The following is a 25,753-nucleotide window of genomic DNA, read 5'->3' as shown; positions in this document are numbered from 1 at the left end:
TGGGGTTGTACTCATAAGATTTTCTTATGAGGCAGCCCCCCTTTTTTAGATAAACAACTGTATATCCGACTCAGTAGCATCTTGAATATATCCCTTAGCATCTATTACTTCTAACTCAGGAATCAATTCATCCTTCTTAAAACCCATAACTTCCATTGACAACTTACAGCCGTAGAACTTTACACCCTTTTTTCTAGCTCCCTTTAGGAAGGCTTCTAAAGGAGGAGCTTCATCATCTTTCATCATTTCCTTTAAAAGCACTTTCCCAAGTCCGCTGAAATTCATTTTAGATAGTGGTAGATCCTCAGGACCCTTAGGCGAAATCATAGCAAACATTTTTTCGTAGGCAGTTTTATCTTCGTCAGATATTTTTTCTGGATCTCTTAATAAGAAAAGACCCCAGAAACCGAAGAACATGCTAACATCCATATCTAGTTCCTTGGCTGAATTAGCCAGAATTAATGATGCTAAGGCTTTATCATAATCGCCACTGAATAAAATCATGCTCATTTTCTTTGGCAATTCTATCAATCCTCCTTTCAAATTATTTTTTCCTAAAAAAGCTGAAATATGAAAAGAAGTCCGATGAAATGTTTTTCTACGAAAAATTCAAAGGACTAAAAAAGCTCTAGTTTATTCGAAAAATAATTACAAATAAAAAACCTGTCTAGATGGTCTAAACAGGTTAGATTGATTATGCAGGAGGTAATGAACTTTAAAACATCAGCTAATAATCCGTTTTTCGTTATTCAAGTGAGCATATTTTTTTAAGAAGTACTTCTTGTTCGAAGATATATTTTTAAGGGTGCTGATAAGTGTATTTACTTCATTTGCATTGTTGTACATCCCAAAGCTGATTCTTACCATTCCGGGGTGAGGTAGGCTAGGATCATTGATACGCTGCTTGATAACTTCATCACTAACATCCAAAAGGTTGTGAAGATATGGATGCGCACAGAAACATCCATTTCTGACAGCTATACCAGCCTCAAAGGAAAGCATATTAGCTAAGGTTTCATGATGTATACCCTGTATATTGAAAGTGATTATACCTACTCTATCATCATATTTTTCAGTATCACCATAAAGTTCAATATCTGGTACGGATTTAAGTTTTTCAATGGCATATTTAGTTAGAGCTTTTTCATGTCTATGGATGTTATTTATTCCCAGTGACATTAGAGACCTTATAGCTGCAGACAAAGCTATTACTCCAATTATATTTGGAGATCCAGCTTCTTCTTTATGGGGAGGATCTGCCCACCTTACATAGTCATGGGTGACAATATCTACAGTACCGCCTCCAGTGTAGTCCGGGGACCCACTTTCGAAGGACGTTTTTGGACCAATTAATACACCTGTTCCAAAGGGAGCATACATTTTGTGTGCAGAAAATACAAGGTAATCTATATGCTGTTTAGAATTATGAGGCTTCATGTTTAGAGGAGTATGAGCTGCCATTTGAGCACCATCTACTAATATATCCGAGCCATAGCTATGAACTAACTCCGCAATTTTGTGTATAGGATTCAAGTAGCCAGTTACATTTGAAGCTCCAGTTATGGCTACAAGTCTTACATTATTGCCATACTTTCTCAACTTATACTCTAAATCTTGTAAAGAAATACGGCCTTTTTTATCTATATCAATATAATCTACTCTAAATCTTTTTCTCCATGGCAAATCATTAGAATGATGCTCCATTCCAGTGGATAATATTATGTTTCTTCTTCCCTTTCTTTCTAATCTATAGGACAATTTATTAATAGCTTCAGTGGTATTTTTTACATATATAACTACATCTTCGTTGAGGTCTGCACCTACAAACTTTGAAACTAACTCTCTAGATTTTTCATAGAGCATTGAGGAATATCGGGATTTAAATCCTGTTCCCCTATGTATAGATGAGTACATCGGAGAAAAAGCTAGAACTTCATATAGGACAGAATTCAAAGGTGGGGTAGTAGCAGCATTATCAAAATTGATTTCAGGAACATATTTGCCATTTGGCAAGGGAATCTTAATATTAACTCCGTGAACAAATGACCTGAAGTATTCAATATTATTTTCATAAATCATTTTTTTCACCTTCCGGGCAAGATATTTTTAAACCCGTATTATTCATGAAAAGTCTGAAAGAAAACAGAAGAGTTTTGAAATTTTCATGATTAATACGGGTTTAAAGTTAACGGGCAAAAGAATAAAGCTGATAATTACATAATATGCAGTCAGATATAGTTTTGCTATTAAATTTTAAATAACTGGGATAATTTATTTGACTTGGGGTAAAAAGAAGTATATAATTTACTCGAAGATACGAACTAATGTTTGTTATACGGAAAAGAGTAAAAAACTTTCAACTTCCATTATATGAGGTGTTTTTATGGGTGAATTTAAGATTGTTTCAAATTATAAACCTACTGGTGATCAACCTAATGCAATAAAGGAACTAAGTAAAGGTATTAATGAAGATTTAAAACATCAGACATTACTTGGGGTTACGGGTTCAGGTAAAACATTTACTGTTGCCAATATTATTGAGAAAGTGCAAAAGCCAACGCTAGTGATAGCCCACAATAAAACACTAGCGGCTCAACTATGTGCTGAGTTTAAAGAATTTTTTCCTGATAATGCTGTAGAATTCTTTGTAAGCTATTATGATTATTATCAGCCTGAAGCATATGTAGTTCATAGTGATACCTTTATAGAAAAGGACGCATCCATTAATGATGAAATAGATAAACTTCGTCACTCCGCCACAATGTCGCTATTTGAAAGAAGAGATGTAATAATAGTAGCCAGTGTATCATGTATATATGGACTTGGTGACCCGATAGATTACAAAAATCTATGTTTATCCCTTAGGCCTGGAATGGCAAAAAGTAGGGACGAAATATTGGAAAAACTTGTGGATATACAATATATGAGAAATGATATAAACTTTACTAGAGGTACCTTTAGGGTTAGGGGAGATATAATAGAAATATTCCCTGTTTCATCCTCAGAAAATGCCATAAGAGTAGAGCTATTTGGCGATGAAATAGATAGAATTACAGAAGTAAATGCATTAACTGGTGAGATTGTGGGACTAAGAAAACACATTGGTATTTTTCCAGCATCCCACTATGTAACTGAAAAGGAGAAGCTTGAAAGAGCAATTATAGATATTGAAAGTGAGCTTGAGAAGAGAGTTGTAGAGTTTAAAGACCAAGGAAAACTTATTGAAGCCCAGAGAATATATCAGCGTACAAAATACGATATTGAAATGCTCCGAGAAGTTGGATTTTGCCAAGGGATAGAAAATTATTCAAGACATATTTCATCAAGAAAAGCTGGTAGTAGACCGTATACTTTGATAGATTATTTTCCTGATGATTTTCTGTTAGTAATAGATGAGTCACATGTTACTATACCTCAGGTAAGGGCTATGTATGGTGGAGACCGTTCTAGGAAAGAAAATCTAGTAGAATATGGATTTAGGTTGCCATCGGCCTTTGATAATAGACCTCTTAATTTTGGAGAGTTTGAGAGTCTGGTGAATCAGGCCGTATATGTTAGTGCTACGCCGGGTCCATATGAAAAGGAACATAGTAAAAAAGTAGTTGAACAAATAATCAGACCCACAGGTTTGGTTGACCCTCATATAGATGTCAGACCGGTTGAAGGACAGATAGATGATTTAATAGGTGAAATAAATAAGCGAGTAGAGAAGAAACAAAGAGTCCTAGTAACTACTTTAACAAAAAAGATGTCGGAGAACTTAACCGACTATTTTAAAGAGGTTGGGATAAAAGTAAAATACATGCATTCCGACATAGAGACACTTGAAAGAATGGAAATTATTAGAGATCTAAGACTCGGTAAGTTTGATGTTCTTGTGGGTATAAACCTATTGAGAGAGGGACTTGATCTGCCGGAAGTTACTTTGGTTGCAATTCTTGATGCTGATAAGGAAGGTTTTTTACGTTCTGAAACTTCACTTGTTCAGACAATTGGTAGAGCTGCCAGAAATGCTGAAGGTAAGGTTATAATGTATGCCGATAGGATTACCAAGTCCATGAAGTATGCAATAGATGAAACCAATAGAAGAAGAGATATACAAGAAGCCTATAATGAAGAACATGGAATTACTCCTATGACTATTAAAAAGGACGTAAGAGGCGTAATAGAGGCAACTATGGTTGCAGAGGAAGAAGTAAAATATGGTGTTAATAAGGATGAGAAGTTAAGTAAGGATGAGCTGCTTAAGCTTATTAGTGATCTTGAAGCGGAGATGAGGCAGGCTGCAGTCGATTTACAATTTGAAAGGGCAGCGGAGCTTAGAGATAAGATTTCAGAGCTTAAGGAGCAAACGGAAAATATTTAGAATTAAACAACTATATAGAACCCACTTATAAATCTACATTTTGGTTTCTTGAATAGCCAACGTTTCAAGGCTTTTCAAGGGATTAAAATGTAAAAGATTTATTGCGATTTCTATACTTAGTTAATATAGAAAATTTATATATTGAGAATTTGTGAGGTGTGAAAATGTCTAAAAATCATATATATGTCAGGGGTGCCAAAGAGCATAATCTAAAAAACATTGATGTAAAAATTCCTAGGGACAAGCTAGTAGTAGTTACAGGCCTTAGTGGTTCTGGGAAATCATCCCTTGCATTTGATACTATATATGCCGAGGGACAAAGGAGATATGTTGAAAGTCTATCTGCCTATGCTAGACAGTTCTTAGGGCAGATGGAGAAGCCAAATGTTGAATATATTGAAGGGTTATCACCTGCTATATCAATAGACCAAAAGACTACAAGTAAAAATCCACGATCAACAGTAGGTACGGTAACGGAAATTTATGATTACTTAAGATTGCTATATGCTAGAATTGGTACTCCTCATTGTCCAAAGTGTGGGGTAGAAATATCACAGCAAACTGTAGATCAGATAGTTGATAAGGTATTGGAGCTAGAAGAAAGGACTAAGATTCAAATTCTATCACCTGTAATTAGAGGAAAAAAGGGTGAGCATAAGAGAGAGTTAGAAAGAATAAAGAAGGATGGCTACGTTAGAATCAGAGTAGATGGTCAGCTTAGAGAGGTATTCGAAGAAATTGAACTAGAGAAGAATAAAAAGCATACCATCGAAGTTGTAGTCGATAGACTGGTTATTAAAGAAGGTATTGAAAAAAGACTTGCAGATTCACTAGAGACGGCTCTAAAGCTTTCTGAAGGCCTGGTAATTATTAATATTATTGATGGTGAAGATATGCTTTTTAATACAAAATTTTCTTGTCCGGAGCATGGAATAGGTATTGGAGAGCTTGAACCAAGAATGTTCTCATTTAATAGTCCCTATGGAGCATGCCCATCCTGTAAGGGTATAGGATATCTTCTTAAGGTGGACCCTGAACTAGTAATACCTAATAGAGCATTGTCTATAAGGGAAGGAGCGGTTGCACCTATAGCAAATAGTGGAGAAGGTACTTACTATCAGCAAATGGTAGAAGCATTAGCTAAGGACCATAAGATAGACTTAGGGTCTGCTATTAATGACCTTCCAGAGACTTTCGTTGATGAACTATTATATGGTACTAAAGATAGAACAATTCAGTTTAGTTATGAGAGCAAGTACGGTACTAGAAAATATAAGGCCCCATTTGAAGGAATAATTAAGAATCTTGAAAGAAGATATAGGGAGACAAACTCAGACTATATTAGAAATAAGATTGAAGAATATATGAGTCTTAATGCCTGTGGAACATGTAAAGGGGCAAGGCTTAGCGATGAATCACTAGCTGTAACAGTAGGAAGTAGAAATATTTCTGATGTGACGGATTTATCGGTTAGGAAGGCTGTAGAGTTTTTTAATGGCTTGGAGCTTAATGAAAAAAATCAAATTATTGCTGAGCAAATATTAAAGGAAATAAGAGGCAGACTTGACTTTCTAGCTGATGTTGGGTTGGATTACTTGACATTATCCCGTTCAGCAGGTACTCTTTCCGGTGGAGAGTCTCAAAGAATAAGACTTGCTACCCAGATAGGTTCTGGCCTTGTTGGAGTACTTTATATACTGGACGAGCCAAGTATAGGGCTTCATCAAAGGGATAATGAAAGACTACTTAAGACCTTAAGGAACCTTACTGATATAGGAAATACACTAATTGTAGTTGAGCATGACGAAGACACTATTTATGCAGCTGATCACGTTATCGATATAGGACCAGGTGCAGGAGAGCACGGTGGACATATAATAGCTGAAGGTACAGTTGAAGAAATAAAGGATAATGAAAACTCTATAACTGGACAGTATTTAAGTGGTAGAAGGGGAATAGAAATACCTGAAAATAGAAGGACTCCAAATGGAAAGGCTATCAAGGTAATTGGTGCAAGAGAAAATAATCTGAAAAAAATAAGCGCTGAATTCCCACTTGGTGTATTTACATGTGTCACAGGGGTTTCAGGATCTGGAAAAAGTACTCTTATCAATGAAATATTATATAAAAAGATAGCAATGGAGCTTCATAGAGCTAAAAAGAAGCCAGGAAGTCATAAGAGTATAAAAGGGATTGAGCATATCGATAAGGTTATTGACATAGATCAGTCTCCAATAGGTAGAACACCTAGATCAAATCCTGCAACCTATACGGGAGTATTTGACCATATTAGAGATTTATTCGCTCAGGTACCAGAGGCGAAGGTACGTGGCTACCAAAAAGGTAGATTTAGTTTTAATGTAAAAGGCGGTAGGTGTGAAGCGTGTAAGGGTGATGGTATACTCAAGATTGAAATGCACTTCTTACCAGATGTATACGTTCAATGTGATGTTTGCAAAGGTAAAAGATATAACAGAGAAACATTAGAAGTTAAGTACAAAGGAAAGACTATATCCGATGTACTTAATATGACAGTTGAAGAGTCCTTAGATTTCTTTGAAAATATTCCTAAGATAAAGAGGAAACTAGAAACTCTGAACGATGTTGGTTTAGGATATATAAGACTAGGACAACCATCAACACAGCTTTCTGGTGGTGAAGCCCAAAGAATTAAGTTGGCTTCCGAACTTAGTAAGAGAAGTACCGGAAAGACTTTGTATATTCTTGATGAGCCTACTACTGGCCTTCATATGGCCGATATAGAGAGATTAATTGGTCTATTAATGCGTCTTGTTGAAGGCGGAAACACAGTAGTAGTTATAGAGCACAATCTTGATGTTATAAAATCCTGTGATCATATTATTGATCTTGGACCTGAAGGGGGAGACCGAGGCGGAACTATAGTTGCAACTGGTACTCCAGAAGAGATTGCTGCTGTAGAAGGCTCCTATACAGGTCAGTTTTTGAAAAAAGTTTTATAGAAGCATTTGAATGATTGTCTTACAAAGACATTTTTCAACTTAGCCCTAGGTGTCTCAGAAATTTATTATTCTGAGGCATCTTCTCTTTTTTGAGAAAATAAAATATTTCATATTTATAATGGGTAGAACTATTATGAATGTGAAATACTTATTGACAAATAATTAAGTAAATTGCATAATAATCATAGTTGAAGCTGCATTTTTTAAGACATAAATATCAGAGATCGTACAATTTGACAAAGCTAATTGGGGGTATATTATGGAAGGATATTTAATAAAAAAGGTCTTGAACAACAATGTTCTATTGGTACAAAGAAACAATCAAAGCTATATTCTCGTTGGCAAAGGAATCGGATTTGGCCGAAAAAAGGGTACATTAATTAAAGACCTTGAAAATATTGAAGAAAAGTTTATAGCCTTAAAGGGACTGGACAATGATGAATATGAAAGCTTTATAACAACGGTAGACCCTCAAGTGATAGAAACAACTCAAAAGATAATTGAAATACTTAAAGCTGAGATGGAAGAAGCTGTGGAAACCCATGCCTATGTTGCACTTGTTGATCATATAAATTTTGCTATAAAGAGGTTAAAAGAAGGAATTGAGATTGTAAATCCTTTTTTATTTGAAATAGAGCTTCTATATCCAGAAGAATATGAATTGGCTAAAAAGGCAGTATTAATACTAGAGGAAGACCTAAAAACTGATATACCAGAAGCAGAAATTGGCTTTTTAACTCTACATATTTATGGAGTTAGAAAAGACAGAAGCAAAAATGAGGCCTTAGAGCACTCAAGGATGATAAGTGAAATATTAGACTTAGTAGAAAAAAAACTACAAATAAAATTAGAGAAAAATTCCTTTCTTTGTAGAAGATTTGTTATGCACTTAATGGGAGTAATAGACAGAGCATATAGTAAAAAGTTCTATGAAAACAAATTTTTACACAAATTAGAGGAGGATCTTAAGAAGGAGTTTAATGTAGCATATTATATAGTAAAAATCCTAGAAAATACTCTAAAAATCAAAATACCTGAAGGGGAACTTGGATATATAGCTATACATCTACATAAGATGAATTCATAAACTTGTGTCGAATTATGTAGAAAAAAATCAGAAATAATTAGAAAGTTATTGATTAAGAAAACGTTTTATGGTAAAATTCATATGTACTTAAGTATGAATTTTGCTAGAAGATTTTAATAGTAGTTTTGCAAATTTTGATCAAAATAAATATGATTTTACATGTTACTGATTCGATCAGGCATGAGTAAAAGACTTCTGTGAAATAATAACTATAGTTATTTCACTCTTTTGCTCGTGCCTTTTTTGTTTATCTAAAAAAGATAAGGAGATGTAGAAATGTTTAAAAAAATATTTGGAGTTTTACAACAAGTTGGGAAGGCATTAATGCTGCCAGTGGCACTGTTACCTGCTGCTGGAATATTATTAGCACTTGGTGCCACAATTCAAAATCCATTTTTATTAGAAAAAATTCCAGCTCTAAGTGGATCTGGATTTCAATTAATAGCTAATTTAATGCAGCAAACTGGTGGTATAGTATTCGGAAATCTTCCGCTGTTATTTGCAATAGGGGTAGCCGTAGGGTTAGCTGGAGGTGAAGGTGTAGCAGGAATAGCTGCAACAATTGGATATCTAATTATGAATGTTACAATGGGCGTCTTAGCTCAAGCTTTTAAACCAGAAATCGTTGAAAATACTCGTGCATTTACAGAAATATTAGGAATTCCAACCCTTCAAACAGGAGTGTTCGGTGGTGTTATCGTAGGTATTATGGCAGCCAGTCTTTATAAAAAATATTATAATATTGAATTACCGCCATACCTAGGATTCTTTGCTGGAAAAAGATTTGTTCCAATTATTACGGCAGCATCATCAATTGTTTTGGGTCTTGCTATGATTTTTATATGGCCTGTAATTCAAGGGGCATTAGACACATTCTCACGTAGTATGATTGATACAAACAAAACTTTAGCTGCCTTTGTATTTGGTGTTATAGAGCGTTCTTTGATTCCATTTGGACTTCATCATATTTTCTACTCGCCTTTTTGGTTCGAATTTGGTGAATATACAACAAAGGCTGGAGAATTAGTTAGAGGGGATCAAGCAATTTTCTTCAAGCAATTAATGGACAATGTACCTTTTACTGCAGGTACCTTTATGACAGGTAAATTTCCATTCATGATGTTTGGTTTACCAGGAGCAGCATTAGCAATGTACAAAGAAGCAAAACCAGAAAAGAAAAAAATGGTTGCAGGAATTATGGCATCAGCAGCTCTTACTTCGTTCTTAACGGGTATTACCGAGCCAATCGAATTTACATTTCTATTTGTAGCGCCTGTACTATTTGCAGTACATGCATTATTTGCAGGATTGTCATTCATGATTATGCACATATTGAATATTAAGATTGGTATGACTTTCTCTGGTGGAATCATTGACTATTTACTATTCGGAGTGCTTCCAAATAGGACTGCTTGGTATTTAGTGATTCCAGTGGGAATAGCATTCTTTGTTATCTATTACTTTGGTTTCCGATTTGCAATCAGAAAATGGAATATAAAAACACCAGGACGTGAAGACGATGAAGCAGACGTTAATGTAGATGTTGAAGCAGGGGATCTTGCAACAAATGTATTAGAAGCACTAGGTGGAAAGCAAAATATTAAAAACTTAGATGCGTGTATTACTCGTCTACGTGTAACAGTAAACGATATAAAGAAAGTAGATAAAGAACGTATAAAGGCTTTGGGTGCAGCAGGAGTTTTAGAAGTTGGAAACAATATACAAGCTATATTTGGACCAAAATCCGATCAATTAAAGACGCAGATTAAAGATGTCATGTCAGGTAAGACAATAACATCAATAGAAGAAACACTAATAACAGATAATAAAGTTGTAGGTGAAGATGAATTTGTTTCTCCCTTAAGTGGAAGGCTATTAGATTTAAAAGATGTACCTGATCAAGTATTTTCAGGTAAAATGATGGGAGATGGATTTGCTATAGAGCCTAAAAAAGGAGAAGTTGTATCACCTGTAAATGGGAAAGTAGCCACTGTGTTCCCAACTAAACATGCTATAGGCATTGTTGCAGAGAATAATCGTGAGATTCTAATCCATTTTGGTATTGATACTGTAAAGCTTGAAGGAGAAGGTTTTGAAATCCTTGTTGAGCAGGGAGAAACTATAAAGGCAGGCCAACCAATACTTCGTGTAGATTTAAACAAAGTAAATGATAAAGCACCTTCTGTTATTACACCAATTATTTTTACAAATCTTTCAGAAGGAGAAGCAGTGTCTTTTAATCCAGGAAAAGAAGTAAAAGCTGGGCAAAAAGACATAATAAAAATCAAATAAGTAATAGAAACAAAAATATATAAAAAAATAAGGAGGAAGTGAAATGGAAAGGGTAATCAAAATATCAAATGAAAGTGGTTTGCACGCAAGACCAGCTGCGATCTTCGTCAAAACAGCATCACAGTTTAATTCAGGGATTAATATTGAATTTAATGGCTCATCATTAAATGCAAAATCTATAATGAACATATTGAGCTTAGGGCTTAAAAAAGGTGATGAAATAAAAATCATAGTTAACGGTACAGATGAAGAAGAAGCTATTGAAACTCTAGTTAAGCTTATTGAATCAAAGTTTGGCGAAGCATAAAAAAAGGGGGAGTTACAGTGAATGGTACAGGCGCATCTCCAGGAATAGCATTGGGTAAGGTTCTAATAATACAAAATGAAGAATTAGTTGTTGAAAAAAAACAGGTAGAAAGTGTAGCAAATGAGAAAAATAGATTTTCTAAAGCTATTGAAAAATCAAAAATAGAATTATCAAAGATTAGAGACAAAGCTATGAAAGAATTCGGATCAGAAAAGGCTGCTATATTTGATGCACATTTACTGGTTCTAGAAGATCCAGAACTAATTTCAAACACCATAAATAAGATTGAAGCTGAAGGACTAAATGCAGAATACAGCTTTAAAGAAATAATAAATCAATTTGTAACTATTTTCGAATCTATGGATAACGATTATATGAGAGAAAGAGCTGCAGACATTAGAGATGTATCCGACAGAGTGCTTAGAAATCTACTAGGTATTAATGTAATAGACCTATCGGTTTTAGATGAAGAGGTTATATTAGTCTCAAATGACCTAACTCCATCAGAAACAGCAACTATGGATAAAGAAAAAGTATTAGGTTTTCTTACAAACATTGGGGGGAGAACATCCCATACTGCTATAATGGCTAGATCCCTGGAAATACCTGCTATTGTTGGGCTAAAGAATATCACCGAGATTCTAAAGAATGGAGATTTTGTAGTCTTCAACGGTGAAATGGGTGAAGTTTTAATTAATCCTGAGGAGAAAGATATTAATTATTATAGGGATTTAAAAGAGAAATATGAAGAAGAAAAGAAAGAATTAGAATCATTAAAGGGACAAGCCAGCATAACGATGGACGGAAGAGAAGTAGAACTAGCTGGAAATATCGGAACTCCAAAGGATGTAAAGGGACTTTTAAGAAATGACGCTGAGGGAGTAGGCCTGTACAGAACAGAGTTTATATATATGGATAGAGACTCTCTACCGACTGAAGAAGAACAGTTTAATGCATATAAAGAAGTTCTAGAGTCGATTAATCCGAAACCAGCGGTAATAAGAACCTTAGATATAGGTGGAGATAAGGAACTTTCATATTTGAAATTTGATGAAGAGATGAATCCATTCTTAGGATATAGAGCTATAAGACTTTGCTTAGACAGACAAGATATATTTAAGACGCAATTAAGAGCATTACTGAGAGCCAGCATATACGGAAACCTAAAGATTATGTTCCCTATGATTTCGAGTTTAGAAGAGCTGTTGGAAGCGAAGAAAGTACTTGAAGGAGTAAAAAAAGATTTAACTAAAGAGGAAATAGACTTTTCCTCAGATATAGAAGTAGGAATGATGATTGAAGTTCCTTCTGCTGCGATTGCCAGTGATATTTTGGCAAAACATGTAGACTTCTTTAGTATTGGAACTAATGATCTGATTCAGTATACTACAGCAGTAGATAGAATGAATGAAAAGATTCACCACCTATATAATCCATTTAATCCAGCTGTTTTAAGGCTTATAAAGATGGTAATAGATAATGGGCATAAAGAAGGTATTTGGGTTGGAATGTGTGGAGAAATGGCAGGAGATAAAAGAATGATACCTATACTTCTTGGACTAGGGTTGGATGAATTCAGCATGAGCCCAATATCAATACTTCCGGCAAGGAAGTTAATTAAATCATTAAAATATGAAGAAGTGAAGCCGTTTGCAAATAAAGTAATGAGTTTAGATAGTGCTAAAGAGATTGAAGCGTTTATAAAAGAAACCTTTGCGTAACTCATATTAATACACTACGGGGCTGAACTTTTGAGATTTATTTATGAGACAGCCCCATTTTCATAAGTCGAAAATTTCGATAATAAATATTATGTAGTTTATATATCTTTAAATTTAAAATATTCTATTGTCTATATATGTTAATTGTGTTACAATGAAATCGGATAAGATATAGTCAATTTAATAAGTGTAATTATACATGGGTGCCTTGCTAAGCAAGGGTAAAAGGGAAGTTTGGTGAAAAACCAACGCAGCCCCCGCTACTGTAAATACTACTAATAAATCATTAGGCCACTATAATAATAGGAAGGCGATTTATTGGGATGACGTATGAGCCAGGAAACCTGCCTGTGTAATAGAGTAATTAATGCTTCGGGTGGGGAGTTATTGATGTATGTGTTCAACTAGTACATTATTAAAATCTAGCCGATAGGCTAGGTTTTTTATTGTTTTTGATTAGAAATTAGCCTTAAAAAGATGCAGAAAAGCTATTTAATCTAGGAGGTTATATGGACCAAGCTAGCTCAATTTTAATAAATCAGGTTAAACTTAAGAGAAGAAAATATATAAGTATAGGAATATTACTTTTCTTAACATTAATATCAATAGCCCTTATATCAATAAGCATTGGAAAGGCACATATTTCTATAAAAGATATTATAAACATAATAGCAGGAAAGCTTACAGCTAATCAGTCCTTATATAGTCATATAAAGCCATATAAGGTAGCCATTGTTTGGGATATAAGATTACCAAGGATACTAATAGGAGTAATAGTTGGAACGGGACTTGCAGTTGCTGGTACAGTGTTTCAATCATTACTAATGAATCCTTTAGCTGATCCATACACTATTGGAGTGTCGACGGGGGCTGCCTTCGGTGCGTCCCTTATCATATATATAAATCTTTTTATATCAAGTATTCAGATTCCTATAAGCCCCTTTGCTTTTTTAGGAGCATTTATAACACTATTATTAGTTCTAAAGATAGCTAATAGAGGTGGAATTATAAATTCCAGCAACTTAATTATAGCTGGTATCATCGTAAGTTCTATACTTTCAGCAGGAATTAGTTTTTTAAAAAATGCTGCTGGTGAACAAGTTTCAGCTATTATATTCTGGTTGATGGGAAGTCTTGCATCTAGAACTTGGAGCCATGTTCTAATTTCGTATCCAATTATATTGATAGCTATTATAGTATGTACTTATTATTCAGATGACTTAAACTTACTTTGTCTAGGTGAAAAGGATGCAAGAGGACTTGGTGTAGATATTGATAAGATGAGAAAGATATTTTTGATAATGGGAGCAATGATCACGGCTGTATGTGTATCAGTAAGTGGTATTATTGGCTTTATAGGATTAATTATCCCACACTTACTAAGATTTTCAGTTACCTCCGATAATAGAGCTCTTATTCCATTATCAGGACTACTTGGGGGCGTTATACTAGTCTCCGCAGATAATATATCAAGAATAATGTTTCAGACTGAGATTCCAGTTGGAGTGTTAACAACCCTGTTAGGTGGACCGTTTTTCATTTACATCTTTATAAAGAAAAACAAGATAATATAATTCATAAATAAAGGTGGACTATATGTTTAAAGTAGAAAGTGTATATTTTAGCTATGGTAATAAGAAAATACTGCAGGATATAAATTTTGGAATAAAAGAAGGGACATTTCTATCCATAATAGGCCAAAATGGATCAGGAAAAACTACCTTGATAAACTTGCTAAATGGAATGAATACAGATTATTCTGGCAGTGTTAAATACTTAGATAGAGATTTATCCAGCTACAAAGTAACTGAAAGATCTAAGAATTTTTCAATTATAAGTCAAAAGAATGGGATAGATTTTCCCTTTACATGTATGGAAGTCGTAATGATGGGTAGAAATCCATATAAAAATAGATTGAACTCCTTAAGCGAAAAGGATTTAGAGTTAGTTATTGATGTTATGAAGAAAACAAATACCTTAAAGTTTGCAAACTCATTGGTTACTGAAATCAGTGGAGGAGAGTTTCAAAGAATTATTTTGGCCAGGGCTTTAGCTCAAAATCCTAGGGTACTTTTTTTAGATGAAGCATTTTCCGCCATGGATATATCCTACAAAATCAACGCAATAAAACTTATTAAAAGACTTGTTAAAGAAGAAGGCTTAACCGTTGTTTCCATCATGCATGACATAAATATAGCCTATAATTTTAGCGATGAAGTATGTGCCTTGAAACTAGGCAGATTGCACGGGTTTGGCAAACCTGACGAATTCATCACTGAGGAATTTATCTACGATGTTTTTAACATTGAGGTAGAAAAGGTTGATAAAAAAGGCTTTTTTGTTAAGGTATAAAAAATTAGGAGGAACTTAAATGAAAAAAACTATGGCTTTACTTTTATGTGCTATACTAGTAATTGGTTCTCTCGTTGGATGTGCTGCTAAAACTGAAGCTTCACCAACGACAAATACTAAAGAACAAGAAAATAAAGAAGCAGGTGATAAGAAAGTGGAAAAGGACCCAAATAAAAAAGCAATTGTTGTTGTTAGCTTCGGAACAAGCTATGCTGACACAAGAAAGGTTACCATTGAAGCTTGTGAAGAGAAGATTACTAAGGCTTTTCCAGAATACGATGTTAGAAGAGCATTTACTTCACAAATAATTATAAATAAGCTAAAGGAAAGAGATAATATCCTAGTGGATAATCCAACAGAAGCTTTAACAAAACTAAAAAATGAAGGATTTTCTGAGGTATATATTCAGCCCTTACATGTTATAAACGGTTCTGAATATGATGATATAGTTGCAGAAGCCAGTGAATTTGAAGACGCATTTGATAAGCTAGTACTTGGTAGGCCTCTACTAACTAGTGTAGAAGATTATAGAAAGGTTGTTCAAGCCTTAGCTGAAGAAATGCCAGAAAGATCAGAGAAAGAAGCAGTTGTATTTATGGGACACGGTACTCACCACGATGCCAACGCAGCATATGCTTGCCTAGACTATGTGTTTGAAGATGAAGGACAAAACAATGTATTTGTTGGTACAGTTGAAGGATTCCCAACTATAGAAACAGTTATCAAAGGTCTTGAAAAGAAAAATATAGAAAAAGTAACACTTATGCCACTAATGCTTGTTGCCGGTGATCATGCTCAAAATGATATGGCTGGAGATGAAGAAGATTCTTGGAAAATAATCCTTAAAGGAAAGGGATATGAAGTCGAAACAATTCTTCGTGGACTAGGTGAGTTCCCTAAGATACAAGACTTATATATAGAACATTTAAAGACTGCTATGGCAGGAGAATCTCACTAGCATTTACCTAAAGGCTTAGTATTAAATTATACTAAGCCTTTAGGCATTAAATGTTATTCGTAAAAATTATGACTCATTATAATTATTACTTCAGGTAGTGTATCGTAGAAAGGGGCGAAGAGAGTGTTTCATAAGAAAGCCATTATATTTATTTCTATCTTAGCATTGTTAGTATCCTTAGCAGGGTGTGCTAAGGATAAAAGTGAAGTAGTTCAAACCGACAAACAAGAAGTTAAAAGTGAAGAATTTGCCATAAGCTTTATTGATGATATGGGTGAAGAAATAAAACTTAAAGAACCATGTGAAAAAATTATTTCGCTATATTCTGCTCACACAGAAAACCTATTTACCCTAGGGCTTGAAAATGAAATTATAGGTGTAGGTAAGTCTGACATATATCCAGTAGATGCCATTGAAAAGGATATTTATGATTATAAATCTGACCCAGAAAAAATTATTGCTGCAGAGCCGGACTTAGTATTGATAAGACCCTTTATAAATAGAAAGGTGCCAGACTTTGTAGAAACATTGAAAAGAGCTGGAATAACTGTAGTATCCCTTTATCCAGAAAAGTTTGAGGAATTTGATAACTACATCATGAAATTGGCGAGTTTAACAGGCAAAACTGAAAAAGCCTCGGAACTACTAACGAAATTTCACAGTGATATCAAAGCAATAAATGAAACCACTAAAGATATTGATGATAAAATGACCGTTTACTTCGAATCATCAGAAAATGGATATAAGACTGTAACTACTGACTCAATGCCAGCTAAAGCTATAGAATATGCTGGTGGAATAAATATAGCCAGTGATGTAAAGCCGATTAAAGAGGGAAGCTCTATAGCCCCATATGGTGTAGAAAAACTATTAGAAAATGCGGAAAAGATAGATGTTTTTGTATCACAAAGAGGAGTTATGAATGCTGGTGGTAATTATCACTCGATTGTTATTAGACCTGGTTTTGATACACTCAAGGCTGTTCAAAATGACAGGGTCTATGTTATAAATCAAAAAATGATTTCAAGTCCTACCTTTAGGTATTATAAAGGGGTAAGGGAAATAGCTAGGATGATGTATCCCGACATTTTTGATAATATAGAGGAATATAGTACAGAGAATAAAATAACTAGAAGAGAAATGGCAGAAGTAGCTGTGAAGTATAAACATAAAGAGATGTATGTACCAAGCTCAAAATACTATAAAAGCTCTCATAAAGGTCATACCTATGGATATTTTCAAGATGTAAAATATACTGAAGAATACTTCGATTACGTTGAAACAGCTGTTATGTCTGGTTATATGAGTGGATTTAAAGATGGAGATAAAGAGTACTTCTATCCAGACAGGACTATAACAAGAGATGAACTCGCAAAGATAATATTTGTAATGGGAGATTACAAGGGCAAAGATGAAAACAAAGAAGTCCTAGATATAGATAAAGCTGAAAATAGAAGAATAATACAAATTCTTGTGGATAACGGAGTCTTCCAATGTAAAGATGGATATTTTAATCCTAAGGAAGAAGTCACTGGTAATGAAGTTATAGATGTATTAAAAAAACTAAGTAAATAGCCCTTTCGAGGGCTATTTTTTTTATCATATTGATATGATGATGTTATAGGGGGCAAGGAAATATAAAATAAAACGACAAAATTTGCCAATTTATAAAGAAGGAACTCTCCAATATATGTAGAAACTTATAAAAATTAGATACATGTATATTATTATCAAGGGGGATATATAGGGTGATAGAAATAGATGATTCGATTGAAAAGGAATTAGTAAAATGTAAGGGAGATAATGTTGGAATAAACTATAAAGGAAACCTAAGCACATTTAAACAATTTTTCAATAGTATCAAAAACTTTTTTGTCATGGTGGAGCTAAAAAAGAATGGAACCTTAGGATGTTTTCTAGACGTGGACGATATACTATCTAGAAAATTGAGCTATTCAAAAGATGAGTTTTTAAAAATGACTCCTTATGAAATTGCTGGAATAGATAAGGAAGAAATAGAAGATATACTTGAAAATCTTTTATATAAAGGGAAAATAAATGCTGATATAACCTATACCAGGGAAAGCGGAGAGAAATACATTATAGAAATTAGCAACTATATTTTTGATCTGAGTGAGAAAAGAGTCATAATTGTAACAGCACACAATATCCTTGAAAGAAAAAAAGTGATAAACTTAGCAGAAAAGGTCTATGAGGAAACAGAAGAACGTTATAGAAAACTAGTAGAGCTACTACCTGATGCAGTTCATGTTAAATATAATGGAAAGATAGTATTTTCTAATGAAGCTGGTGCGAAATTATTGGGTTATGATTATAAAGAGAAAATAATAGGGAGATACGATAAAGAATTTACTCATCCTGATTACCAAAAAATCTCCATAAAACGTGGAAATATAATGCGTAAGGAAAAAAGCAGTGCTCCAGCCCTCGAGCAGAAAGTTGTTAGAGCTGATGGACAGATAATTGATGTAGAAGTAGCGTCAGCACCAATTAAATTTAATGGTGACTGTGCTATTCTAAGTGTTATCAGAGATATAACCGAAAGAAAAAAGTGGGAAAGAATGCTAAGTGAGACATTGAAGGATAATAGAAGACTACTAGAAAAAGCTATTGAACTGGATAAGCAAAGAACAGAATTCTTTTCTAATATTTCTCATGAATTTAAGACTCCACTAAATGTTATTTTAGGAAGTATACAATTACTAGAAAACTTAAAAAAGAATATTGAGTTCGAAGAGGACTTCATAAGTATATATAAATATATAAGTATTATGAAGCAAAATTGTTATAGATTATTGAGGTTAATTAATAATCTAATTGATATAAATAAAGCAGATAGCAAATTTCTTGAGGCTAAATTTTGCAATCATGATATAGTACATATAATTGAAGATATAACTTTATCTGTTGCAGATTTTGGAAAAAACAAAGGATTGAGATTAATATTTGACACTGAAGTGGAAGAAAAAATTATTTCATGCGATGTAGATAAAATTGAAAGGATAATGCTAAATTTACTTTCAAACTCTATTAAGTATACTGAAAATGGAGGAGATATATATGTAAATGTCCATGATCTTGAAGAGAAAATCATCATTTCAGTTATAGATACTGGAATAGGTATTCCCGAAGATAAGCTTAAGACAATCTTCGAAAGGTTTGAACAGATAGATTCTTCCTTGAGTAGAAAAAAAGAAGGAAGTGGTATAGGGCTATCATTAGTTAAATCCTTTGTAGAATTGCATGGTGGTAGAATATGGGCTGAAAGTAGAATTGGTGAGGGAACGCAGTTTTTTATTGAACTTCCTGCTAGTCTAGTTGATGAGAAGAACGTAAAACGTAATTATAATGATTATTCGTCCAATTTAGTTGAAAGGATAAATGTAGAGTTTTCAGATATATATTCTTAGAAAGGTAAAGAGAGCATTTGCATAAAAGATTTTCATGCGTTTATAAACTAGGTGTCTTAGAATGAGTTTTAAAATTCATTCTAAGACACCTCTGTTAATTTAGATACTAATTATTATACCCCGAACCTCATTATCATTATTAACTACCATGCCTGCAATATCGCCAATTTTCAAATCATCAAAACCTAGATTCACTTTCACATTGTTTCTTTGTAGAACGATTATTACATTTTTAGAGACCTTTAGATTCTTGTCTTCATGAACAGAGTTGTCATCAATATGTTGATAAATATCTAGAGTTCTCTTATCTCTATCAATAGATAATATTTCGCCATACAAGAACCTTTCACCATCTAGTGGCTTAGCTTCTTCAAAATCCTTAAAGGTAAAGATTGATACAGTATTTTCTTCATTGTCCCACAGAACCGAAGAATTTAAAGACTCGGATATAAATCTTATAGGAACATAGACCCTATTATTATGTAAAAAAGGTTCACTGTCCAGTGGAACGTGCTTTTGATTAACATACACCTTTATATCTTTGTATAATACCTTAATCTCTTCAAAGTTTTCAGCAGCTACAACACCAAGAGTTGAGATAGCAAAAAACAAAATAATTCCGATAGCGATTTTTGATTTATTATTCATATCCTTATACCTCCTATATAGAGCTCTAGTAGTTTTACCCGAATCTCTATAATAATTTTGTTTGGAGTATAAGCAAGAATAGATAAAAGTATACATATAAGTCAGATTATAGATGTATGGTTGAGAAATTTGCCTAACTCAAGTAACCAATAACAAAAAAAGAGACAACCTTTGAAAGTTATCTCTCTTATAATTATATATAAATTTTTTTAAAGTCGTAAGTACCCTAGCTGATTAATAAATTTAAAACCAACCGTAAAAAATGATGAAAATAGTGACTGTAAAAAGTAAATTGTAAGCAAAACTACAATACAAGCTAAAAAGCCCTTAACTTTAGGCGAGACGACGGCAGGCCTGTCACTAGACATAAGTAAAAACCACACTCCTTAATAGAATAATCTTTCATTATATGCTATAGCTACAATAAAAGATACCACAAATTAAATTTTTATAATATGATTTTACCATATTTTATTACAAATTAAAAGTATTTGTAAAAGATAAGATGAAATAATAGGCTTATTTAACAGCTTTTCTTATTTCTTTTGATTCAAAAAATGCGGATACAGGAGGGACTCTATCAGAAGATATATATCCTTGTATTATACCAACATCATTAAATAATACTAATTCTAAACAATTATTTTCAATAAAGTAGCTTTGAATGTCATAATAAGTATAAAAACCCGAATGATTAAGTAGGGAATCGCCCAGAGGAATATCGATTCTAAAATCTAACCCTCTAATAAGTATTCCATCAGACATAAAGTGAATTTTAGTGTATTTATTGGTAACATATAGAAGTCCTTCAATTACTAAAATCCAAATAAGAAAATTTATTATAGTACCTAGCTTTATTAGTGAAATATTTTTTGAAACTATTACTGGCCATAGGAATAATGCAATGGCCCCTAAATATGGAATTGTTCTATTCTTCATCTTCGAAGATTTCATACTTAAGGTAAAGAATAGCTTGTCCTTAACATAGTACTTTGAAGTTGTTAGTATTCTAAATAACAATTGAAATGAAGAAAATAAAACAATAAACAAGAGAAATAATAGGTTTGGAAATACTATTTCTGTATTTTCTCCTAAGGCCTGAAAGTCAATCGTTGGTACAATAAAGGTGAAAATAGAGATAACAGCCATAAAAGCTATTGCAAAATTGATACTTCTTTTAGTATTGTTCATTTTATCAACTCCTAGAGAATTATATACAGATGTGTAACTGAAAAGTTTATCACACTCAAGTTTTTAAGTTATACATCTATAGTTATGCGTTTATAGAACCTACTTAATATATTTAGTATTGTAGTTTTATAAGCTTGGTTCTATACGTATGAATAATGCGGGAATAACAATATAATTATATTGTATTTCAAATTGTTTAGCAATTGAGTATATTCAACATTTTCGTAATAATAGTTAAATCCGGTTTATCTATAGAAAATTTAAAAGTAGTGTATACCTTAAAGCTTTCTATGAATAATCTGGGGTTAACCCGGATTTAAGTTTCGAAAAACGTCATATTTTGATAAAATAGTAAATATAAATACTTTTGACTAGAGGTGCGTATATGTTTGACATAAAAGAACAATTAAAGAAGTTACCGGAAAAACCTGGTGTATATATTATGAAGGATGAGATGGAAGACATAATATATATAGGGAAATCCAAATCATTGAAAAAAAGGGTTAGTCAATATTTTCGTTCTCAAAAAAGCCACCTTCCTAAGGTACAAGCTATGGTTAAATGCATTAAAGAGTTCGAATATATAATTACAGATACAGAAGTTGAGGCATTAATTTTAGAGGCGAACCTAATAAAGAAGCATAAGCCAAGGTATAATATTGCCTTAAAGGACGATAAGAATTATCCATATATCAAGGTGACGATAAAAGATAAATATCCTAGAGTACTAAAAACTAGAAAGATTATTAAGGATAACGCTAAATACTTTGGTCCATATATAAATGTAGATGCTGTAAATAAAACCTTGCAAATTATTGAAGAACTATTTCCTTTGAGAAAGTGCAACAGAAATTTAGAAACGAATAAGGATAGACCATGTCTAAATTATCATATTAAGAAATGCTTAGGTCCATGTAATAAGGGCATAACCCATAATGAATATATGGAGTTAGTGGATCAAATACTACTTCTTCTAGGCGGAAAACATGATATACTAGTAAATAAACTTGAAGAAAAAATGCTAGAAGCTTCACAGCAGTTAGATTTTGAGAGGGCGGCAAAATATAGAGATAGCATAGGAGCATTAAATAACCTGATGGAGCGTCAAAAGATAATCTCTACCTCCGATGCAAATCAAGACTATATTTCAATGGCTAGAAGTAATGATAGGACATGCATGATGATTTTCTTTGTGCGAAACGGCAAGCTGATAGGTAGGGAGCAGCATGTTTTAGAAGGGACCGAGGATGTAGAAAGAAAAGAGATATTAACTACGTTTGTAAAGCAGTTTTACTCTGGGTCAGCCTTTATTCCGAAGGAGATATTAGTCGATGAGGGGATAGAAGATGAAGAGTTAATTGAAAGCTGGCTTACACAGAAAAGAGGAAACAAGGTCACTGTTAAAATGCCTTTAAAGGGTGAAAAGAAAAAGCTGGTGGAATTAGTTCATAAAAACGCAGTAGAATATTTAGTGAAATTTGAGCAAAAAATCAATAGTGAAAGAGATTATAGTGAAACTGTATTAAATGAGCTAAAGGAATTGCTATCCTTAGACAAGGTACCAAAACGAATTGAGGCCTATGATATTTCAAATATTTATGGTGTATTCTCAGTTGGATCCATGGTTGTTTTCGAAAATGGGAAACCATTAAACAGCGCCTATAGAAGGTTCAAGATAAGGACAATCGAAGGACCAAACGATTATGGAAGTATGCAAGAGGTCCTGTTTAGGAGATTCAAACGCGGTATTGAAGAAAAAGAGGCACTTGAGAAACAGGGAATGTCCGATATTGAAGGTAAGTTTTCATTCTTCCCAGACTTAATCTTAGCCGATGGTGGAAAAGGACAAGTAAGTGCAGTAAAGGATGTTCTTACTGCACTAGGTGTTAATATCCCAGTAGCGGGAATGGTAAAGGATGACAAACATAGAACAAAGGGAATTACATTTGAAGGTAGAGAGATAGTTTTAGATAAACGTAGCCTTGGATTTAGGCTTATTGCAAAAATTCAGGATGAAGTTCATAGATTTGCAATAACTTATCATAAAACTTTAAGAGATAAATCACTTATACAATCAGTACTTGATGATATAACTGGTATAGGAAAAAAGAGAAAAAGTGAACTTTTAAAACATTTTGGTTCTATTGAAAGAATTAGAAAAGCTTCAATCGATGAACTAAAGGACGTTGAAGGAATGAATGAAAAGATAGCAAATACTGTTTATGAATTTTTCAAAAAACGTGAAAAATAGTGATAGGATTATAAAGTATAACCCTATATAAACTTTGATTATTTATAATACATAGGAAATTATAAACCTCTTAAAATTGTGGATAAATATAATTTCCGTTATGTATTTCAAAAAAGTTAACCTTGAGAATCTTTATCGAAGACTTTTTTATAAATAAGCAGATGTAAAAACAATAAGGTGGTGTTTAACTTGAAAAAGCTGACAATTAGTAGATTGATAAAGGAATTGAGATTAGAATTGGTGAGTAAGTGGAATGGTGATGATATTGAGATTGCTACTAGTGAGATTAATAGAGTTGGACTTCCTTTAGCTGGATACTTTGAAAATTATGGATTCGATAGAGTTCAAATAATTGGCAAAGCTGAATGGAGCTACTTTACAGAACTATGCGATGATTTGAAAAGAACGAGAGCAGAGGAACTGATGAAAAGAAAAATTCCTTGCTTAGTTGTTACAAGAGGATTAGAGGTTCATAAAGAGTTAATTGATGAAGCTGAGAAGAATAATATACCAATTTTAAGGACTAATCTATCAACCTCAAAGTTTGCAAGTAAAATTATATTTTATCTTGAACATGAGTTGGCACCAACTACAACTTTACATGGAGTTTTAGTCGAGGTTAATGGTATAGGAATTTTAATATTAGGTGAAAGTGGAGTAGGAAAGTCTGAGACGGCCCTGGAATTAGTAAAAAGGGGCCACCGGCTTGTAGCCGATGATGCTGTTCAAATTATAAAAGTTGATCAATATACCCTATTAGGAACAGCTCCTGAAATTATAAAGTACTTTTTAGAAATAAGAGGCATAGGTATATTAGATGTGGCAAAGCTCTATGGTATGGGGGCTGTTAGAGATAAAAAGAAAATCGATCTAGTAATACAATTAGATACCGATGATACCAATACCTATGAGAGACTTGGACTAGATGAGGAATTTATAGAAATATTAGGAACTAATGTTTCAAAAATAACTATACCTGTTAGACCAGGAAGAAATCTTGCTGTAATAATAGAAGCTGCAGCGAGAAATCATCGCCAAAAAGAAATGGGCTATAATGCAGCCGAGGAATTAAATATTAGATTAATGAATCAAAATAATTAAGATGTGTAAAACAACATTTTTGAAGTGTGATAATTTTTTTACAAACTATATATAGTAGTACACTATTTAAGTTAATTTAGTCTCTGAGAATCTATTGGTTCTACTAGGGACTTTTTTTAATACATAGGAAATTATAAACCTATTAAAAATTCTTTATAAATTTGTATATAAGTTAAGTTTGTTAATTTATATACAAATTTTTAGAAAATTCTATGAATTTTTAAGAAAAATAGAGAATGATAACAGAAAAATGTATATAAATTCACAATAATGAAAGACGATGTTAAGAGTAACATTGTCTTTCGTTATTGTGAATTCTTAATACTCAGCTGTATTCAGCTGTAAATTATTGCTTTATAAATATAAAAATAAATTTTTATATCTCTCAATGTTGGAAAGAAAAACATAATGTAATATAATAAAAAATAACATTAAATTCACTTTTGTGTAGATGATTTATTAATAGGTAAGCAACAATAGAAAGAAAAACGACCAAGACCGAAAGAAATCGACGTTTATTAGATTTTAATAATTTAAAATATAATATATGGATTGAGAAAGGAGATGTAGCATGGCTAAGAATATCTTAACAAAAGAGAATTTCGACAAATTACACGAAGTAATTGAAGCCAACAAAGAAAGAAAAGGTGCGTTAATGCCAGTACTTAATGATGCTCAAAATATATTTGGAGCGGTACCATTAGAAGTACAGAAAGTGATTTCAAATGCACTGAATATCCCGGTAGCTGAGATCTATGGCGTAGTAACCTTTTACTCACAATTCTCACTTGAACCAAAGGGCGATTATGTGATAGGAGTATGTTTAGGAACAGCATGTTACGTTAAGGGAGCTCAAGCAATAATTGACAGAATTAGTAGAGACATAGATGTAAAAGTAGGTGAAACATCACCTGACGGCAAATTCACATTAGAAGCTACAAGATGTATAGGGGCATGTGGACTTGCACCAGTACTTACTGTAAATGAAGATGTATATGGTAAATTAGTAGAAGAAGATGTGCCTGATATTTTGAAAAAGTACTAATTAGAGAATCAACTTTAAGCTT

General features: G+C 33.1%; 18 protein-coding genes and 1 riboswitch. Of the genes, 14 read left to right on the top strand and 4 right to left on the bottom strand.

All coding sequences use genetic code 11. The features are described from left to right. Positions 1-45 precede the first annotated feature (45 nt). Both R9X47_RS06640 and R9X47_RS06635 read right to left on the bottom strand, forming a co-directional pair. A complete protein-coding gene (locus tag R9X47_RS06640; protein ID WP_432665958.1) occupies positions 46-522 on the bottom strand; it encodes a DsrE/DsrF/DrsH-like family protein in 477 nt (158 codons plus the stop codon). 201 nt (positions 523-723) lie between these two features. Then, complete coding sequence (locus tag R9X47_RS06635) at positions 724-2,076, bottom strand: aminotransferase class V-fold PLP-dependent enzyme (protein ID WP_432667594.1); 1,353 nt, start codon at positions 2,074-2,076, stop codon at positions 724-726. A 307-nt stretch (positions 2,077-2,383) separates the two neighbouring features. Between R9X47_RS06635 and uvrB the strand changes: the two genes are divergently transcribed. The 11 genes from uvrB (at position 2,384) to R9X47_RS06580 (ending at position 19,495) form a co-directional block, all read left to right on the top strand. After that, the gene (gene uvrB / locus R9X47_RS06630; protein ID WP_432665957.1) at positions 2,384-4,366 is read left to right on the top strand and encodes an excinuclease ABC subunit UvrB; all 1,983 of its coding nucleotides are present in this window, start codon (positions 2,384-2,386) and stop codon (positions 4,364-4,366) included. Between the two features lie 164 nt (positions 4,367-4,530). Beyond that, positions 4,531-7,347, top strand: coding sequence for an excinuclease ABC subunit UvrA (gene uvrA, locus R9X47_RS06625; protein ID WP_432665955.1), 2,817 nt, complete (start codon positions 4,531-4,533; stop codon positions 7,345-7,347). A gap of 259 nt (positions 7,348-7,606) precedes the next feature. Continuing rightward, positions 7,607-8,434, top strand: a complete 828-nt coding sequence (locus R9X47_RS06620; RefSeq protein ID WP_432665954.1) for a PRD domain-containing protein — start codon at positions 7,607-7,609, stop codon at positions 8,432-8,434. Positions 8,435-8,710: 276 nt separating this feature from the next. Then, positions 8,711-10,726, top strand: a complete 2,016-nt coding sequence (gene ptsG / locus R9X47_RS06615) for a glucose-specific PTS transporter subunit IIBC (protein WP_432665953.1) — start codon at positions 8,711-8,713, stop codon at positions 10,724-10,726. Between the two features lie 43 nt (positions 10,727-10,769). After that, positions 10,770-11,033, top strand: a complete 264-nt coding sequence (locus tag R9X47_RS06610) for an HPr family phosphocarrier protein (protein WP_432665952.1) — start codon at positions 10,770-10,772, stop codon at positions 11,031-11,033. A gap of 17 nt (positions 11,034-11,050) precedes the next feature. Continuing rightward, the gene (gene ptsP / locus R9X47_RS06605; protein WP_432665951.1) at positions 11,051-12,754 is read left to right on the top strand and encodes a phosphoenolpyruvate--protein phosphotransferase; all 1,704 of its coding nucleotides are present in this window, start codon (positions 11,051-11,053) and stop codon (positions 12,752-12,754) included. 184 nt (positions 12,755-12,938) lie between these two features. After that, positions 12,939-13,120: riboswitch (cobalamin riboswitch) on the top strand. A 143-nt stretch (positions 13,121-13,263) separates the two neighbouring features. Beyond that, entirely contained in the window at positions 13,264-14,328 is a 1,065-nt protein-coding gene (locus R9X47_RS06600) for a FecCD family ABC transporter permease (protein WP_432665949.1), read from the top strand. A 22-nt stretch (positions 14,329-14,350) separates the two neighbouring features. Next, complete coding sequence (locus R9X47_RS06595) at positions 14,351-15,106, top strand: ABC transporter ATP-binding protein (RefSeq protein WP_432665948.1); 756 nt, start codon at positions 14,351-14,353, stop codon at positions 15,104-15,106. A gap of 19 nt (positions 15,107-15,125) precedes the next feature. Beyond that, positions 15,126-16,064, top strand: a complete 939-nt coding sequence (locus tag R9X47_RS06590; RefSeq protein WP_432665947.1) for a sirohydrochlorin cobaltochelatase — start codon at positions 15,126-15,128, stop codon at positions 16,062-16,064. Between the two features lie 123 nt (positions 16,065-16,187). Next, positions 16,188-17,639 carry an ABC transporter substrate-binding protein gene (locus tag R9X47_RS06585; protein WP_432665946.1) on the top strand — a complete coding sequence of 484 codons (1,452 nt, stop codon included), beginning with the start codon at positions 16,188-16,190 and terminating at the stop codon, positions 17,637-17,639. Between the two features lie 173 nt (positions 17,640-17,812). After that, entirely contained in the window at positions 17,813-19,495 is a 1,683-nt protein-coding gene (locus R9X47_RS06580; RefSeq protein ID WP_432665945.1) for a PAS domain-containing sensor histidine kinase, read from the top strand. Positions 19,496-19,594: 99 nt separating this feature from the next. Here the strand turns inward: R9X47_RS06580 and R9X47_RS06575 are convergent, their stop codons facing one another. Next, positions 19,595-20,143: a copper amine oxidase N-terminal domain-containing protein gene (locus tag R9X47_RS06575; protein ID WP_432665944.1), complete on the bottom strand. Its 549-nt coding sequence runs from the start codon at positions 20,141-20,143 to the stop codon at positions 19,595-19,597. A 519-nt stretch (positions 20,144-20,662) separates the two neighbouring features. Beyond that, a complete protein-coding gene (locus R9X47_RS06570; protein WP_432665943.1) occupies positions 20,663-21,334 on the bottom strand; it encodes a hypothetical protein in 672 nt (223 codons plus the stop codon). A 385-nt stretch (positions 21,335-21,719) separates the two neighbouring features. Here R9X47_RS06570 and uvrC point away from each other — a divergent pair, with 385 nt between their 5' ends. The 3 genes from uvrC (at position 21,720) to R9X47_RS06555 (ending at position 25,731) form a co-directional block, all read left to right on the top strand. Continuing rightward, positions 21,720-23,585, top strand: a complete 1,866-nt coding sequence (gene uvrC / locus R9X47_RS06565; protein WP_432665942.1) for an excinuclease ABC subunit UvrC — start codon at positions 21,720-21,722, stop codon at positions 23,583-23,585. Positions 23,586-23,774: 189 nt separating this feature from the next. Then, complete coding sequence (gene hprK, locus R9X47_RS06560; RefSeq protein ID WP_432665941.1) at positions 23,775-24,686, top strand: HPr(Ser) kinase/phosphatase; 912 nt, start codon at positions 23,775-23,777, stop codon at positions 24,684-24,686. 571 nt (positions 24,687-25,257) lie between these two features. Next, the gene (locus tag R9X47_RS06555; RefSeq protein ID WP_432665940.1) at positions 25,258-25,731 is read left to right on the top strand and encodes an NAD(P)H-dependent oxidoreductase subunit E; all 474 of its coding nucleotides are present in this window, start codon (positions 25,258-25,260) and stop codon (positions 25,729-25,731) included. Positions 25,732-25,753 lie beyond the last annotated feature (22 nt).

The sequence above is a fragment of the Wukongibacter baidiensis genome (assembly GCF_050888315.1).
GTDB classification, from domain to species: Bacteria; Bacillota; Clostridia; order Peptostreptococcales; family Caminicellaceae; genus Wukongibacter; species Wukongibacter baidiensis.
The sequence above is the reverse complement of the archived record's forward strand: the minus strand, read 5'-3'. Positions and strand labels throughout refer to the sequence as shown.

Coding starts and splice junctions, on each gene's coding strand:
- uvrB (WP_432665957.1), top strand. CDS start 2,384: ATGGGTGAATTTAAGATTGTTTCAAATTATAAACCTACTGGTGATCAA.
- uvrA (WP_432665955.1), top strand. CDS start 4,531: ATGTCTAAAAATCATATATATGTCAGGGGTGCCAAAGAGCATAATCTA.
- R9X47_RS06620 (WP_432665954.1), top strand. CDS start 7,607: ATGGAAGGATATTTAATAAAAAAGGTCTTGAACAACAATGTTCTATTG.
- ptsG (WP_432665953.1), top strand. CDS start 8,711: ATGTTTAAAAAAATATTTGGAGTTTTACAACAAGTTGGGAAGGCATTA.
- R9X47_RS06610 (WP_432665952.1), top strand. CDS start 10,770: ATGGAAAGGGTAATCAAAATATCAAATGAAAGTGGTTTGCACGCAAGA.
- R9X47_RS06600 (WP_432665949.1), top strand. CDS start 13,264: ATGGACCAAGCTAGCTCAATTTTAATAAATCAGGTTAAACTTAAGAGA.
- R9X47_RS06595 (WP_432665948.1), top strand. CDS start 14,351: ATGTTTAAAGTAGAAAGTGTATATTTTAGCTATGGTAATAAGAAAATA.
- R9X47_RS06590 (WP_432665947.1), top strand. CDS start 15,126: ATGAAAAAAACTATGGCTTTACTTTTATGTGCTATACTAGTAATTGGT.
- R9X47_RS06575 (WP_432665944.1), bottom strand. CDS start 20,143: ATGAATAATAAATCAAAAATCGCTATCGGAATTATTTTGTTTTTTGCT.
- R9X47_RS06570 (WP_432665943.1), bottom strand. CDS start 21,334: ATGAACAATACTAAAAGAAGTATCAATTTTGCAATAGCTTTTATGGCT.
- uvrC (WP_432665942.1), top strand. CDS start 21,720: ATGTTTGACATAAAAGAACAATTAAAGAAGTTACCGGAAAAACCTGGT.
- R9X47_RS06555 (WP_432665940.1), top strand. CDS start 25,258: ATGGCTAAGAATATCTTAACAAAAGAGAATTTCGACAAATTACACGAA.